General features: G+C 42.3%; 14 protein-coding genes. 8 read left to right on the top strand and 6 right to left on the bottom strand.

What is annotated here, in order from left to right; translation table 11 throughout:
• A complete protein-coding gene (locus tag JVX94_RS18135; protein ID WP_205184028.1) occupies positions 1–549 on the top strand; it encodes a hypothetical protein in 549 nt (182 codons plus the stop codon).
• 37 nt (positions 550–586) lie between these two features.
• Here JVX94_RS18135 and JVX94_RS18140 read toward each other — a convergent pair whose 3' ends face one another.
• From JVX94_RS18140 to JVX94_RS18150, 3 genes are read right to left on the bottom strand one after another with little or no spacing between them, the layout of a single operon-like run.
• The gene (locus JVX94_RS18140) at positions 587–1525 is read right to left on the bottom strand and encodes a metal ABC transporter substrate-binding protein (protein ID WP_205184031.1); all 939 of its coding nucleotides are present in this window, start codon (positions 1523–1525) and stop codon (positions 587–589) included.
• A gap of 13 nt (positions 1526–1538) precedes the next feature.
• The gene (locus JVX94_RS18145) at positions 1539–2411 is read right to left on the bottom strand and encodes a metal ABC transporter permease (protein WP_205184034.1); all 873 of its coding nucleotides are present in this window, start codon (positions 2409–2411) and stop codon (positions 1539–1541) included.
• Positions 2411–3154, bottom strand: coding sequence for a metal ABC transporter ATP-binding protein (locus JVX94_RS18150; protein ID WP_205184037.1), 744 nt, complete (start codon positions 3152–3154; stop codon positions 2411–2413). The genes JVX94_RS18145 and JVX94_RS18150 overlap by 1 nt, the downstream gene beginning before the upstream one ends.
• Positions 3155–3566: 412 nt before the next feature.
• Here JVX94_RS18150 and JVX94_RS18155 point away from each other — a divergent pair, with 412 nt between their 5' ends.
• The 7 genes from JVX94_RS18155 to JVX94_RS18185 all read left to right on the top strand — a co-directional run bounded on the left by JVX94_RS18155 (position 3567) and on the right by JVX94_RS18185 (position 12037).
• Complete coding sequence (locus JVX94_RS18155) at positions 3567–5666, top strand: heavy metal translocating P-type ATPase (RefSeq protein WP_205184040.1); 2100 nt, start codon at positions 3567–3569, stop codon at positions 5664–5666.
• A gap of 141 nt (positions 5667–5807) precedes the next feature.
• On the top strand, positions 5808–6494 hold the full coding sequence (locus tag JVX94_RS18160; protein WP_144472114.1) for a DsbA family protein: 687 nt from the start codon (positions 5808–5810) through the stop codon (positions 6492–6494).
• Positions 6491–6904 carry a disulfide oxidoreductase gene (locus JVX94_RS18165; RefSeq protein WP_041107782.1) on the top strand — a complete coding sequence of 138 codons (414 nt, stop codon included), beginning with the start codon at positions 6491–6493 and terminating at the stop codon, positions 6902–6904. Before JVX94_RS18160 ends, JVX94_RS18165 begins: the two co-directional genes overlap by 4 nt.
• Positions 6905–7251: 347 nt before the next feature.
• Positions 7252–7863 carry a trimeric intracellular cation channel family protein gene (locus tag JVX94_RS18170; protein ID WP_024423463.1) on the top strand — a complete coding sequence of 204 codons (612 nt, stop codon included), beginning with the start codon at positions 7252–7254 and terminating at the stop codon, positions 7861–7863.
• 309 nt (positions 7864–8172) lie between these two features.
• On the top strand, positions 8173–10188 hold the full coding sequence (locus JVX94_RS18175) for a Na+/H+ antiporter (protein WP_111291358.1): 2016 nt from the start codon (positions 8173–8175) through the stop codon (positions 10186–10188).
• Between the two features lie 64 nt (positions 10189–10252).
• Complete coding sequence (locus JVX94_RS18180) at positions 10253–11122, top strand: ROK family protein (protein ID WP_205185578.1); 870 nt, start codon at positions 10253–10255, stop codon at positions 11120–11122.
• Between the two features lie 69 nt (positions 11123–11191).
• A complete protein-coding gene (locus tag JVX94_RS18185) occupies positions 11192–12037 on the top strand; it encodes an aldo/keto reductase (RefSeq protein ID WP_144472115.1) in 846 nt (281 codons plus the stop codon).
• Positions 12038–12076: 39 nt separating this feature from the next.
• Here JVX94_RS18185 and modB read toward each other — a convergent pair whose 3' ends face one another.
• From modB to JVX94_RS18200, 3 genes are all read right to left on the bottom strand, one after another.
• Positions 12077–12742, bottom strand: a complete 666-nt coding sequence (gene modB, locus JVX94_RS18190) for a molybdate ABC transporter permease subunit (protein ID WP_144472123.1) — start codon at positions 12740–12742, stop codon at positions 12077–12079.
• Entirely contained in the window at positions 12742–13518 is a 777-nt protein-coding gene (modA, locus tag JVX94_RS18195) for a molybdate ABC transporter substrate-binding protein (protein ID WP_144472125.1), read from the bottom strand. Before modA ends, modB begins: the two co-directional genes overlap by 1 nt.
• Before the next feature lie 115 nt (positions 13519–13633).
• Positions 13634–15484, bottom strand: coding sequence for an LTA synthase family protein (locus JVX94_RS18200; RefSeq protein WP_111291353.1), 1851 nt, complete (start codon positions 15482–15484; stop codon positions 13634–13636).
• Positions 15485–15503: the final 19 nt, after the last annotated feature.

Here is a 15503-nt window from a genome sequence, read left to right on the forward strand (position 1 = left end):
TTGGTCGGGTTATTGATTGTGGCATGTGAAATTGGTTTTTGGCTGTTTATTCTAATGGGCTTAACGCTGCGTTATGTGTTTAAACAGAAAAAGTGGGGTGCTTTCTTTCTTGTCTGTACGCCGGTTTTGGATCTCATTCTTCTTGCGGCCACTTATATGGATTTAAGACAGGGTGCTATGGCGAGTGTCATCCACGGGCTTGCGGCTGTTTATATCGGTGTAAGTCTGGCCTTTGGACATCAAATGGTGAAGTGGGCAGATGTCCGGTTTGCTTATCGATTTGCAGGAGGCCCGAAGCCAAAGGGAAAACCAAAGTACGGTAAGGAGCGGTCTATGTATGAAATGGTCGGCTGGGCGCGGCATGTCATTTCTTATGTCATCGGAGCGGGGCTGTTATATGGTTTGACCTATCTCATCCAAGCACCTGAACGGACGGAAGCGCTGATGCAGCTTGTCAATACATGGGGAATGATCCTAGCCATTGATTTTGTCATTAGCATCAGCTACGTCATTTGGCCGAAAAAACATCCAGAAAATATAACAGGCTGACAAAAAAGACAGGCGGATTCACTCCACCTGTCTTTTCTTATGATGACAGCCCTTTGTAAATGGTGTCTATATTCCATTTCATCATCTTATAGTAGCTGTCTCCATCTTCACCTTTTTTTCCAATAGAGTCCGTGAAGACTTTTCCTTTGATTGGAACCCCAGTTTCTTCAGAGAGGCTTTCAAGACTACGTTTATCAACACTTGTTTCAAGAAAGAGAGCAGGAACTTGATGATCTTTAACAAAATGAATGATGCGCTTCATTTGTCCAGGTGTTCCTTCACTTTCTGTGTTGATCTCCCAAATGTAACCGGCTTTCAGACCATACGCCTCTGCAAAATACTTGAATGCTCCTTCACTCGTCACTAGGAGCTTTTTGTCTTTTGGCAGCTGATCAAACTTGTCTTTTGCTTCATCGTGAAGAGCTTGAAGCTTTTTCATATAGGCTTCTGCATTTTTTTCGTAATCCTCTTTATGCTCAGGGTCTGCTTGAATGAGCGCATCTCGGGCATTTTGGGCATAAAGGATCCCGTTCTCGACATTCAGCCATGCGTGGGGGTCCTGCTGGCTTTCAAGGCCTTTTGAAGACAAATGCTTCACTTTGACGCCTTTACTCAGCTCGGCTACAGGTGCATCATCCCCATCCTTGCCGCTCGATTCAAGCAGCTTTTGAAACCAGCCGTTCCCTGTTTCAAGGTTCAAGCCATTATATAGAACAAGGTCTGCATCCGTCGTATACTGAACATCCTTTGGCAGTGGGTCAAATTCGTGTGGATCTGTACCAATGGGAACAATGCTGTGAATAGAGACATGCTGCCCGCCTACTTCCTTCACAATGTCATAAAGAATAGAGTAGGTCGTGACAACTTTTAATGTGCCGTCATCTTTACCGGAATTACTTTGCTTGGTCGAACAGCCTGCGATGACCATAAGGGCAATGAATACTGCGGTCAAACGGATTGCAAATACCTTCTTCATATATGTCCTCCTTTTACATAGACGCTTCCTTTTTTAACTGCGTTCGTTTTCGTTTAGAATTTAATGATCTCCATAGAATTCCTTGCTTTGGTGAAAAGACAAAGGCGCTGCCGAATAAAATGGTGGCGATCAGAACGATGGAAGCACCAGATGATAAGTTATACGTAAAACTAAGCCCAAGACCTACGACGGCAGAAACAGCACCGAAAAAAGCAGATAAATAAATCATGATCCATAGCCGGTCCGTTAAGAGATAAGCGGTGGCTGCCGGCGTGATCAGCATGGCAACGACAAGAATAATCCCAACGGTTTGCAGTGATGCAACGGTCACAAGGGTCAATAAGGTCATGAGAAAATAATGAATCATTCGATTCGGCAAACCGTAAACCGAAGAAATCACCGGATCAAATGAACTAATGAGCAGTTCCTTGTAGAAAACGATGACAGCTAGCAAAATAAAAATGCCGATACCAAGTGTAATCCACATATCCGATGACCGAACCGCTAGAACGTTTCCAAATAGAATATGATAGAGATCACTTGAACTTTTCAAAAATGTAATCAAAATGATCCCGATTGAGAAAAAGGCTGTGAAGACAATGCCGATGGCAGAATCATTTTTGATGCGGCTGTTTTGACTCACGTAACCGATCCCAATCGCTGTTAACACCCCAGTTAAAACGGCACCGAAGAAAAAGTTAATTCCCAGCATATAAGAGATGGCGACACCTGGCAGTACGGCGTGTGAAATGGCGTCTCCCATTAGGGCCATGCCGCGTAAAATGATAAAGCAGCCGATAACGCCGCAAATGATGCCTACCATGACGGATGTAAATAGCGCTTTTTGTAAAAAAGCATATTCAAAGAGTCCGGTTAAAAATTCCATTACACGTCTCCTCCTGCTGATTTTAAGAATGGCAGCTGTGTTTCATATGCTTCCAGCATGATCTCTGGGCGAAGGATGTCGTGTACAGGACCTGCTTTGATGAGTTTTTTATTTAACAGAACAAGATGGCTGAAATAATCATCTGCCTTACTCAAATCATGATGGACAACCAAAATGGTTTTCCCGTCATTTCGTAATTCCTTCAAAATGCGAACCATCGTTTCTTCACTTGCCATATCAATCCCGACAAATGGTTCATCCAAACAGAAGAGCTGTGCGTTTTGCGCTAGTGCCCTTGCAAGGAAGACACGCTGCTGCTGTCCGCCGGATAACTCACCGATTTGTCTTTTAGCAAAGTCCTGCATCCCGACTTTTTCTAAACAGTGGTACGCATATGCCCGGTCTTCTTTTTTTGGACGTTTGATTAGTCCGAGCTTCGGATATGTTCCAAGTAGTACGGTATCCAGTACATGAATCGGAAACGTCCAATCTAAATCATTTCTCTGCGGTACATAGGCGATCTGTTTTCTGACTTGTTTAAAGGGCTGTTCAAAAAAACGAATATCCCCTTGGTCTTTCTCAATTAAATCCAAACATGCCTTGAGTAACGTCGATTTACCAGCACCATTTGGACCGATGATTCCTGTCATTGTCCCTTCCTGTATGGAAAGAGAGACGTTCTCTAATGCATCCTGTCCGTGATATGAGACATGAAGACGGTCGATTGTTAAAGCTTTTGACATCTCTTGCGGCCCCTTTCAATCATCATTGCACTTCCTAAAGATATATGCATAAATTAAATAATTTTGACTAAAGGATGAAATGATTCTCTAACGCTAATTTGTTTCCTTAGGGAAACTTTTATTTTATTCTAAGCGTCTGTCCTTCTTTTGTAAAGAGAAAAACTGCAAACGATCGTTTTTATGTTATGCGGGGAGCAGGGGACATGAGCTTGGATTATTGAAAATCCGTGTGACAGAATAGGACACAAAAAACCAATTATTTCTTCAGAAATGATTGACAGAAGACAAGAACTCCTCATATAATAAAGGTAATCCAATATATGAATATATGCTCATATATAAAGTTTTTGTTTTTTAATAGGTTTCATCGATCCAGGGAACGTTACTTATCATATAGAAAAAAGGTGAGAACATGAAAAAAATGAAGGATGAATACGTATTAAGCGGTCTTGATTGTGGAAACTGTGCACGTAAAATTGAAACAGGTGTCAGCAAAATGGATGGCGTTGAAGCTTGTTCCGTTAATTTTGCCACAGGGACATTGACTGTCACACATGCAGATAAGCAAGAAACGATGTCAAAACGTATTGAAAAAACGGTTCAGTCCATCGAACCTCATGTGAGTGTTTCACCAAAAGAAGAAGGACATCACCATGATCACGATCATGGGACAAAAAATTTAAAAGCGATTGTGCTGAAATTAGTTGGCGGTGCAGTCATTGGAACAGCAGCTTATCTTATACCAGAAGATGGCTTACTGAAATTTATCATGTTTTTCGCAGCGTATTTACTAGTCGGCGGTGATGTGGTTTTAAAAGCGCTGAAAAATATCGTGCGCGGCCAAGTATTTGATGAAAACTTCTTAATGACCATTGCAACAGCTGGCGCTTTTGTGATTCAGCAATATCCAGAGGCACTGGCAGTGATGCTTTTTTACCAAATTGGAGAGCTGTTCCAAGGGGCAGCAGTGAATCGTTCAAGACGATCCATTAGTGAATTAATGAATATTCGCCCTGAATATGCGAATCTCAAAGTAGGAAATGAAACGAAAAAAGTGAAGCCGGAAGAAGTAAAAGTAGGCGATCGTATCGTCGTGAAACCTGGCGAAAAAATTCCACTCGATGGCCTTGTCATTGAAGGCTTTTCACTCGTGGATACTTCCGCATTAACAGGTGAGTCTGTGCCGCGGGATGTAGAAGCAGGGAAAGAAGTTCTTGCAGGATTTGTGAATCAAAACGGTATTCTTGAAATTGAAGTACAAAAAGGGCTAAGCGAATCGGCAGTGACGAAAATTTTAGATTTGGTTGAAAATGCGAGCAGCCGAAAAGCACAGACAGAAAACTTTATCACAAAGTTTGCAAAATACTACACACCGGCTGTCGTTGTATTGGCATTGCTGCTTGCCTTTGTGCCGCCGCTTCTCATTCCATCAGCTCAATTGTCTGACTGGGTTTACCGGGCACTCGTTTTCCTTGTTATTTCTTGTCCTTGTGCGCTTGTCGTTTCTATCCCATTAGGATTCTTCGGGGGAATTGGGGCAGCTTCTAAACGAGGTATCCTTGTAAAAGGCAGTAACTATCTAGAAGCACTGAACTCTGTGAGCTATGCTGTATTTGATAAGACGGGCACACTCACAAAAGGAAACTTTACGGTGACCAATATCGTGACAACGAGCGATAAGTGGTCAGAAGAAGAGCTGCTTTCTTTTGCAGCTTTAGCAGAAGCCCATTCCTCACATCCGATTGCTGAATCGATTAAAGCGGCATATGGTTCGCCGCTTGATGAAAGCAAGATCGAAGCATATGAAGATATTGCGGGACATGGAATTAAAGCGACCATCAGTGGTTCCCAAGTGTTAGCGGGTAATCATCGCCTGATGGAACGAGAAGGCATTTCATATGAAAAAGAAAAACGAAGCGGAACGGTTGTGTACATGGCCATTAACGGTGAGTTTGCCGGATCGATCTTGATTGCAGATGAATTGAAGGATGATGCAATTGAAGCCGTCTCTGCTCTAAAAGCATCTGGCATTCAAACAGTCATACTGACTGGTGATGCCAAGCAAGTCGGAACAGCGGTCGCACAGCAAATTGGCATTGATGAAGTACATGCAGAATTATTGCCGCAGGATAAAGTAACGAAATTAGAAGAAATTGATCAGAAAAAAGCACCTCAAGAAAAATTATTATTTGTTGGGGACGGGATCAATGATACACCGGTCTTAGCAAGAGCAGACATAGGAATTGCGATGGGTGGACTTGGTTCAGATGCAGCAGTAGAAGCGGCTGATATCGTCATTATGACAGACCAGCCGTCAAAAGTGGCAGAAGCCATCGCTGTCGCTAAACGAACAAGAAGAATTGTATGGCAGAATATTGCATTCGCTCTTGGGGTGAAAGGTGTTTTCCTATTACTCGGTGCATTTGGGATAGCGACGATGTGGGAAGCCGTCTTCTCAGATGTCGGTGTGACTGTACTCGCTGTTTTAAATGCCATGAGGGTGATGAAATAAAATTGTAAGGAAAAATTCATGAATACCATCTTTCATAATGACCCCCCTCTTGTTAAAATAGAAGAAGTTGGATAATGGCATTTTTCTAAGCTATTATCCTTTTTCTTTTGAAGGAATGAAAAAGATAAGGTAGGTGCTTATGTGAGTAAAAAAAATAATCAATCTTCATCCATTAAATTTGCTGTCATTTTAACCATTATTGCGGCTCTTCTCATCGGAATATTCGTCGTCATTGGAAATAACAACAGCAAAGAAGCGCAAACAGTAGACAGTAAGCCTTCTATTAAAGGACAGCCTGTTATGGGGGATAAAAACGCAGCGGTGCAAATCGTCGAGTTTGGGGATTATAAATGTCCGTCATGTAAATCATTTGAAACAGACATTTTCCCAAAACTGAAAGCGGACTACATAGATAAAGGCGATGTATCATTTTCGTTTATTAACTTGCCACTTCCTGTTCATGGAGATGGCGCAGTGTTAGCAGCACTAGCTTCTGAAGAAGTGTGGAAAGAAGATCCGAAAAACTTTTGGGCATTTCATGAAGCTGTCTATCAGGCACAGCCAGATAGTGAAGCCGAATGGGTCACGCCTGCTAAGTTGACGGAACTAGCGAAAAAGACAACAAAAATAAATACGGACAAGCTAAAAGATAATCTATCAAAGAAGACATATCAGCCGCAGCTGAACACTGACGATCAGCTTGTGAACCAATATAAAGTGAATGCAACACCAACTCTTTTTATTAACAACAAACAAGTTCAAAACTTTTATGACTATGATGAAATCAAAGAATTAATTGATCAAGAGCTCAAAGGGAAAAAATCATGAGGAATAAGCTTGTTTACTTATACAGTGCTTGGATCGTCTCTATTGTTGCGACGATGAGCAGCCTGTATTTAAGTGAAGTAAAGAAGTTTATCCCATGCGATATGTGCTGGTTTCAGCGCATTTTCATGTACCCGCTCGTGCTTTTACTTGGAATTGCGACATTCAGAGGCGATGTGAAAGTGAAATATTACGTTCTGCCTTTGGCTGTGATTGGCGCTTGTTTTTCTATCTATCATTATATGGAACAAAAGATACCAGGCTTTGCATCGATTCGCCCTTGCCTGAGCGGTATTCCTTGTTCCGTTGATTATTTAAATTGGTTTGGTTTTATCACCATTCCACTACTAGCCCTTATTGCATTTATTCTCATCATCATTAGTATGCTGCTGTTAAATGCAAAAGAAGATTGAAAGAGATAGCCTGCTCATAAGCGGGCTATCAGCGTGTAGACAAACCCTCGCATTCGCCCGCAGTCCTGCGCGCTGGTGCTCACGAATGTCAAATTCGCTCCGCTCCAGTACTCGCCCTTCCTAGACTTCAAAGGTTTTCTATCACGCTGAAAAGAAGACAAAGAGCTAAAATAAAGTTCATTTTAGCCCTTTGTCAACAATCTGTAGCCTGCTTATAAGCGGGCTATTTTTTATTTTTGCAAAAAGATAAAATTTAAAGAAAATTTGTATTGCTTTTCGCCTGTGTCAGATATACATTAAGGGGGTAGTGTTAGATGATTAGATAATGGTAAGGAGATAAGCGGAAAATGGCATGGGAAGTCTTAAGTATCATTGGCATTGTTGCATTCGCCATTAGTGGTGCGATTGTGGCAATGGAGGAAGAGTACGATATTCTTGGTGTGTACATTTTAGGGATTGTGACTGCATTTGGCGGTGGAGCGATTCGGAATCTATTAATTGGTCTTCCGGTGTCTGCTTTATGGTCACAGGGCAAAATGTTTACGATTGCCCTTGTATCCATTACGATTGTGTTTCTTTTTCCAAAGCTTTTGCTCAAGCACTGGAGCACATGGGGGAATTTCTCGGATGCGATCGGTTTAGCAGCGTTTGCGATTCAAGGCGCATTATTTGCTGTGCAAAGAGAACTCCCGCTCAGTGCAGTCATTGTGGCAGCCATTTTGACTGGAAGCGGCGGCGGAATTGTGCGTGATTTATTAGCAGGGCGAAAGCCGCTTGTGCTAAAAGCAGAGATTTACGCCGTATGGGCAGCCCTTGGCGGCTTATTCGTCGGACTGGGCTTAGCGCAAGGAGAGCTTGCTTTATATCTGCTGTTTGTCATCCTTGTCGTATGCAGGGTTTGTTCCTACTTATTCAAATGGCGTCTTCCCGCCAGGTCTTATTTTTTAAATAAAGGGTAAAACGAAAAAAGGGCGATTCCGCTCTTTTTTTTGTGTTTAATAAGAGCTGAATATCAGCAGATAATGGAGTTTTCGTGTAAAATAAAAGCAGGTCTTTTGTTCATCATTAGAACAATACATATGATGAAAATTTTGTCAGCTGGCTGAATATCTGGATTCAGCCTTTTTTTGCCTAGATGGATTGTTATGTGTTGGTTTCACATTTTGCGGAATACTAAAGAAGCACTTCTGAGCGGACAGATGTAATGAACACATCTTTGCATGTAAGCAAAACTTGATGAAAAATATACATAGGAGGGACATGTACTAGTGGAGATTTTTTTGGCAGTGCTCGTACTACTAGCACTCATTGCAGTATCTAATATTATCAATCGTTTTGTCCCCTTTATTCCTATTCCGTTAATTCAAGTGGGCTTAGGAATATTGGTGGCAGCTTTTCCTTCAGGTTTACATATTTCTTTAAACCCTGAACTCTTCTTCGTTCTATTTATTGCACCGCTGTTATTTAATGACGGGAAGCGTACCCCAAGAGACGAGCTATGGAAATTAAGAGCACCAATTCTCCTTTTAGCGCTTGGTTTAGTGTTTGCGACCGTGATTGTAGCGGGATATACCATTCATTGGATGATTCCAAGCATACCGCTTCCGGCCGCATTTGCGCTTGCAGCGATTTTATCACCAACAGATGTGGTGGCAGTAAGTGCTTTATCCAGCCGTGTGAATATGCCAAAGGGCATCATGAGATTGCTGGAGGGCGAAGGGCTGATGAACGATGCGTCAGGACTTGTCGCCTTTAAATTTGCCATTGCCGCAACGGTGACGGGAGCCTTTTCAATTGCTCAGGCATCCTTTAGCTTTGTACTGATTGCCGCAGGTGGTTTATTGACTGGATTTATTCTATCCTTTTTCATCATTCGTTTTCGCTATTTTCTCCGCCGTTTAGGAATGGACGATGTCACAATGCATATCATCCTGCAAATCCTTACTCCATTTGTGATTTATTTAGCAGCGGAAGAAATCGGTGTATCCGGAATTTTAGCTGTTGTGGCTGGTGGTGTGACACATGCCATTGAGCAAGATCGAATGGAAGCGAATTTAGCCAAACTGCAAATTGCTTCATCAAACACATGGAATATTATTTTATTTATTTTAAACGGACTTGTTTTCGTCTTACTTGGATTGCAGATTCCGGATGTTTCTACAGTCATTTTCCAAGATGAAGCCTTTAACAACATGCAGGTGATTGGTTACATCTTAATTATTACACTCTGTCTCATGGTGCTGCGATTCTTATGGGTATGGCTGTTCTGGGCAGGAAATTGGAGTGCAACGAAAAAGCAAAATGTGAAAAAACCTAAGCTTCGTGCCTCGATGCTCATGACATTCTCTGGTGTCCGCGGGGCTGTGACATTAGCCGGTGCCTTCTCTATTCCATTTACCCTCGCGGACGGATCACCATTTCCAGAGCGGCATTTGATTATCTTCCTCGCAGCAGGCGTCATTTTATGTACACTCATTTTAGCCAGTGTGTTACTGCCTCTATTATCTGAGAAAAAAGACAAACAAATCGCTGTGGACTTGGATACAAAGATTCAGCATGCGAAACGGAAGCTGCTGAGAAGCGCGATTAAAACGTTAAAAGAAGGTATGAATGAGGACAACAGAGAAGTGTCTCTTGCACTCATCAATGATTACCGAATGAAGCTGAGAAATATCCAGCGTGAACCATACCAATTTGGGATGAGAAGACAAGAGCGAAAAATCAGACTGCACGGCATCAAAGCAGAACAGATGAAACTTCAACAATTAATTGATGAAGAGAAAATTGACAAGGAAGAAGCCTATGATCTGCAAGAGAGATTTCATGAGCTGGAAATGCTGTACTCAAACTCCTTCAAAATTCGCTTTTCAAAGGTGAAGTTTCTCCGCTTGCTTCAATGGCTGCAATTATGGCGGCCGAATCAGCACATTTCAAGCGGTATTTTAGAAAAAGAGGACGCGTACAAACAAATCCGTAAGAAAACGGCTGAGGCTGCGGTAGACTCGATCAAACAGCATATGACAGATGAAAACCAGCAAACGTGCCACCAAGTGATTGGTTTTTACAACCAAGTGATTTATCGCTGTGAACACGGCCCAAGCTTCTTCCAGCAAAAAGACCGTTCATTTGACCGGAAGAAAAAAGAGCTTAACTTCCAAGCTGTACAGACGATTCGAAATGAAATTCAAACCTTATATGAAGATGGTGAGATCAATCGTGATATTGCCCATCATTTAAGGGAGTATATCAATGACATGGAGGCTGTTCTGCTCACCAATACGTGATGTTGTCATCTTCTCCCTCGTGTTTTATGATGAAGAAAGAGAACGAGCAGAGGGGAGATCAATGATGGCGTATTATGGAGCAATTGAAGCTGGGGGTACAAAATTTTGTTGTGCAATCGGCAATGAGCATGGAGACATCTTAGAGGAAATGACGATTCCAACAGAGCACCCGGAGAAAACAATACAACAGCTTATTCCGTTTTTCGAGAAACATGACATTGCAGCATTAGGGGTCGGCTCCTTTGGACCCATTTGTGTTCAAAAGGACGATCCTTCATACGGTTATATCATGAACACGCCGAAAGCGGAGTGGAAGCATTACCCGTTCATTCCAGAGCTTGAGAAGCAATTAGGTGTCCCAGTATCTTTTACAACCGATGTCAATGCCGCAGCACTAGGTGAATTAACAAAAGGGGCAGCCAAAGGGCTAAGCAGCTGTTTGTATATCACGGTCGGTACAGGCATTGGCGCGGGAGCTGTTGTGAAAAATGAGCTTCTACACGGCCATTCACATCCAGAGATGGGACATATTCTGTTGAGGCAGGATGAATCGGATTCGTTTGCAGGTGTCTGTCCGGCACATGGAAATTGCTTAGAAGGACTCGCAGCTGGACCAGCGATTGAGAAAAGGTGGGGAAAACCTGCCAAAGAGCTTACGAAGGAAGAAGCGGTTTGGGCACTTGAAGCAGATTATTTAGCGCAGGCGCTCATGCAGTACTCGCTCATTTTAAGCCCAGAGCGCATCATCATGGGCGGAGGCGTCATGAAGCAAAAGCAGCTATTCCCACTCATTCGAGAGAAGCTAGCTGCTTATGTTAATGATTATGTGGACCTGCCGCCGCTTGATACATACATTGTCTCCCCTGGACTTGAGGACAAGGCTGGCATGACAGGTGCGCTGTTCTTAGCCATCGAAGCGAAGAGAAACGCCTGATAATAGAGTTTTGAAGCACAACATGAGATAATGAAAGAGATGGAATCTATAAAAAAGGTGGTTGTTAAAATGGTCAAAAGCTTGAATGATACCGTAACACTGAATAACGGAGTCGAAATGCCTTGGTTTGGTTTAGGTGTATTCAAAGTGGAGGACGGCAATCAAGTGGTAGATGCCGTAAAAGCAGCCATACGGAACGGATATCGCAGCATTGATACGGCAGCTGTTTATAAAAATGAGACAGGCGTAGGAAAAGCGATTAAAGAATCTGGCGTGAAACGAGAAGACTTATTTATTACGTCTAAAGTATGGAACACAGATCAAGGCTATGACAAAGCGCTGGCGGCGTTTGACGCAAGCTTAAACCGACTAGGTCTTGATTACTTAGACCTCTATTTGATTCATTGGCCTGGACCAAATGCAGCTACATTTAAAGAAACATGGCGCGCTCTTGAGAAACTTTATAAAGATGGGAAAGTCAGAGCCATTGGAGTCAGCAACTTCTACATTCAGCATTTAGAAGAACTGTTAAAAGATGCTGAGGTTGTTCCAGCTGTGAACCAAGTTGAGTTTCATCCGAAACTGACACTTGTTGAACTGCGTCAATATGCAAAGGAAAAAGGCATTCAAATTGAGGCATGGTCTCCGCTGATGCAAGGGAAGCTATTAGATCATGACGTATTGAAAGACATTGCTGCACGCTACAACAAATCTGTTGCTCAAGTCATCTTGCGCTGGGATCTGCAAAGCGGTGTCGTGACAATTCCTAAATCAATCAATGAAGAACGCATTAAACAAAATGCAGACATCTTTGACTTCGAGCTTTCCAAAGAAGACATGGAAAAAATCGATGCATTAAACAATAACGAACGTGTCGGCTCGAATCCAGAGACGATGACGGTTGGGTTTGAATAAATAAAAAAATCCTCTTTCTCATGTGAGAAAGGGGATTTTTTACGTACTGCTTCGTCGCACAGCCAAGAGCATGATAAAAGATAAGATCACAATACAAATCGTCCACGCCCAAGCAAGCTCCATTCTTCCAGAATCAATCGCTACATAGATAGCAGTTGGGAGTGTTTGGGTTTTTCCTGGGATGTTGCCGGCAAACATTAAGGTCGCCCCGAACTCTCCAAGGGCTCTAGCGAAACTGAGGATGCTGCCTGACAAGAGGGAAGGCAGGGCAAGTGGTACAGTAATATAAGCAAAGACTTGGAATGAATGAGCACCATCTACTTTTGCAGCCCCTTCAATGTCTGACTCAATCGTAGAAAATCCAGCTTTTGCAGATTGATACATAAGCGGGAATGCCACAACCGTCGATGCAATAACTGCCGCCCACCATGTAAAAATGACAGGCTGGTGGAAGATCCACTCAATCGCGCCCCCGATTATGCTATGCCTTCCGAATATGACGAGCAATAAAAACCCTACAACCGTTGGCGGGAGGACAAGCGGCATCATCAAGAGCGTTTCTACGATCATTTTCCCTTTAAATGATGTTCGCGCCATCCAATAACCAATCAATGTACCAAAAACAGTTGCCAGTAGTCCGCTCACAACGGCAACTTGCACAGACAGCCAAATGGGAGATAGGAATTCTTCAGTCAGCATGGGCATTATGTCACTTGAAAGCCGTACTTTTTAAAAATGGATTTGGCTGTTTCTGATTGAAGAAATTCAAAAAAGGACTTGGCTTCTTCTAAATGTTCTGTCCCTTTTACGATCCCTACTGGGTAAATGATCGGGGAATGCATGTCCTGATTGGCTTCAGCTGCAATCTTTACTTTTTTGGAAACGAGGGCGTCTGTTTTATACACAACACCCGCTTCCACATTTCCTGTTTCTACGTAGCTTAAAACCTGCCGCACATCCTTGCCATACACAGCATTCTTTTTCACTTGATCCCAGATGTTCAGCTTTGTGAAAATTTCTTTGCCGTATGTACCAGCAGGAACGGATTCAGGTGTGCCAAGAGCAACTTTTCCTTTTATGTGCTGGACGTCTTGAAAGCTTTTAATAGAGGAAGAATGATCTTTTGGCACAACAAGTACAAGTTCATTTTGAATGGCATCCTTGATAAAATGTTGATCGATGTCTCCAGATTGCACAAGCTCATCAAAGGGCGCTTCAGCTGCAGAGAAAAAGAGATCAGCTTTTGCCCCTTGAGCGATTTGCTGCTTCAATGCGCCGGATGACCCGAAATTATTTGTTAATGTCACATTCGGATGCTCATCGTTAAAGGCAGATTCAATTTCTATAAGTGCATCCTGAAGACTTGCCGCTGCTGAAATGACAAGCTCTGTTTTTTTGCTTGTATCCGATGACTTCATCTCTGTTTGACACCCGCTCAGGAGCAAGCAGATGGAGATGAAGGCGAAGAACGCATACTTCATGTTCACACCTCTTATTATTCAATATCATCTGTATCCTTTATTATAAGCAAACTTATTTGACCATTCATAGGCTTTCAGTAAAAAGAGAAAAGAAAAAGCCGCCAGATGGCGACTTTTAATGCTGATAAAAACGCAGCAAATTCCCATTGATCACTTTGTCTGATAAGGAAAGTTCTTTATTGGCTTTTTCGATATAAGGCTGACATACCTCATCCTGTTCAACAGGTTCTTTTGTTTTTTGATCATAGCAGGTGTTCTTTGTATAGAGATAATCATCTGTAATAAAGTTCCCGTTTCTCAAAACAGCAAAAGGCGTCCGTTCGTTTGAAAATAAGTCATTGCCAAATTGAATGGCATCCTTCGTTTCAATACCGAGTAAGTGCAGGAGTGTCGGCTTCACGTCCACTTGTCCAGCTGTTTCAGAAATTGTCTGCGGTGCTTGATCTGTGACACCAGGAATGTAAATCAAAAAAGGAACCCGCTGCAATTTAACAGCGTCATACGGTGTGATCTCATCTTTTTTGAGCAGCTCTGCCATTGCCTGATGATGTGCCTCAGAAATACCATAGTGATCCCCCATGAGAACAAACATTGTATTGTCATACAGTCCTTCTTCTTTCATGCGGTCAAAAAATGTCTTAATGGCTTCATCCTGATAGCGGACAGTCGTCACATAGCGGTTTAAAATGGCGCTGGACGAATCATATTCATCAATCAATTGATCCTTTGGATCGATTTCAAATGGAAAGTGATTGGTCAAGGTAATAAATGTGCTGTAATAAGGCGCCTTCAACTTTTTTAAATAATCAATGGATTGGTCAAAGAAGTCGATATCCTTTAAGCCCCAGCCAGTTGAATTCTGTTCATTGACCTGATATGAATCGACATCATAAAAGCGGTCAATTCCAAACGATTCATACATCACATCACGATTCCAAAACGTTTTATTATTCGCATGAAATTGGACGGATTGATAATTCTCTTTTTTCAGTTGTTTGTATAACGTGTCATATTCGTTGTCACTCGCTGTAAAAAAGACAGCGCCGCTGCTAGATGGGTAGAGGGAATTTGCGACAATAAACTCTGAATCCGAGGTCTTTCCTTGCTCAGTCTGTTGATAAAATTCATCAAAATAAAAACTCTTTTTAGCGAGTTGATTTAAAAAGGGCGTGATGTATTGTCCATTCACCTTTTGATCAACGACAAATTGCTGTGTTGATTCAAGTGAAATGAACACCACATTCTTACCTTTAGCAAGTCCAAAGTACTCTTCGTTTGGTGCACTGTAATCAGCCTTTGTGTAGTTTGCCACGGTTGAAAGTGTATCTTCATCTGCAAAGGCTTTTTGTCCGATTCGCGCTGTTTGGGCAGCGCCGTCATACAGGTGGAACTGGAACAGCCCAAGGTTTCGTACAATCACTTCTCGATCATAAGAGCTTGTCAGAAAGCGAGGGTGATCCATCATGGCTGAACTGACATGAAACAATAGAAAGCTGCAGCACACGGCATAATATGTTTTGATCGTCTTGAAGGATGCTTTTGGTGCTAAAGGTTTGCGCTTTAACAGCCATGCCAGTACTACGAAATCAATGAGCATCAGCAAAAACAGCGGGTGGAACAATTCCGTCATACTGCTGCCCATATCTCCCATGTTTTTCGCTTGGAATAATACAGGGATCGTAATGAAATCAATATAAAATCCATAAAAGATCGTATTCGATATGAGAATCGCCGTCAAAATAAAATTTGCGGTCAATAAAAAAACCTTTTGCTTCGTTTCATTTAAAAAAAGAGCAATCCCAAACAAAGGGAGCAAAAAGCTAAGTGGATTGATCAAAAGCAGCCATTCATGAAACAGATTGGCCGTTCGTATGTGAAATCCGAATTGATAAATGATGTATGTTTTCATCCACATGAAGAGGATGGAGTACACTAAAAACCAGTGATTTTTGAAGAACGCTTTCATTTATGTAGCTCCTCACCAT

It is taken from the genome of Bacillus sp. PDNC022, from assembly GCF_016919285.1.
Lineage (GTDB): Bacteria > Bacillota > Bacilli > Bacillales > Bacillaceae > Bacillus > Bacillus safensis.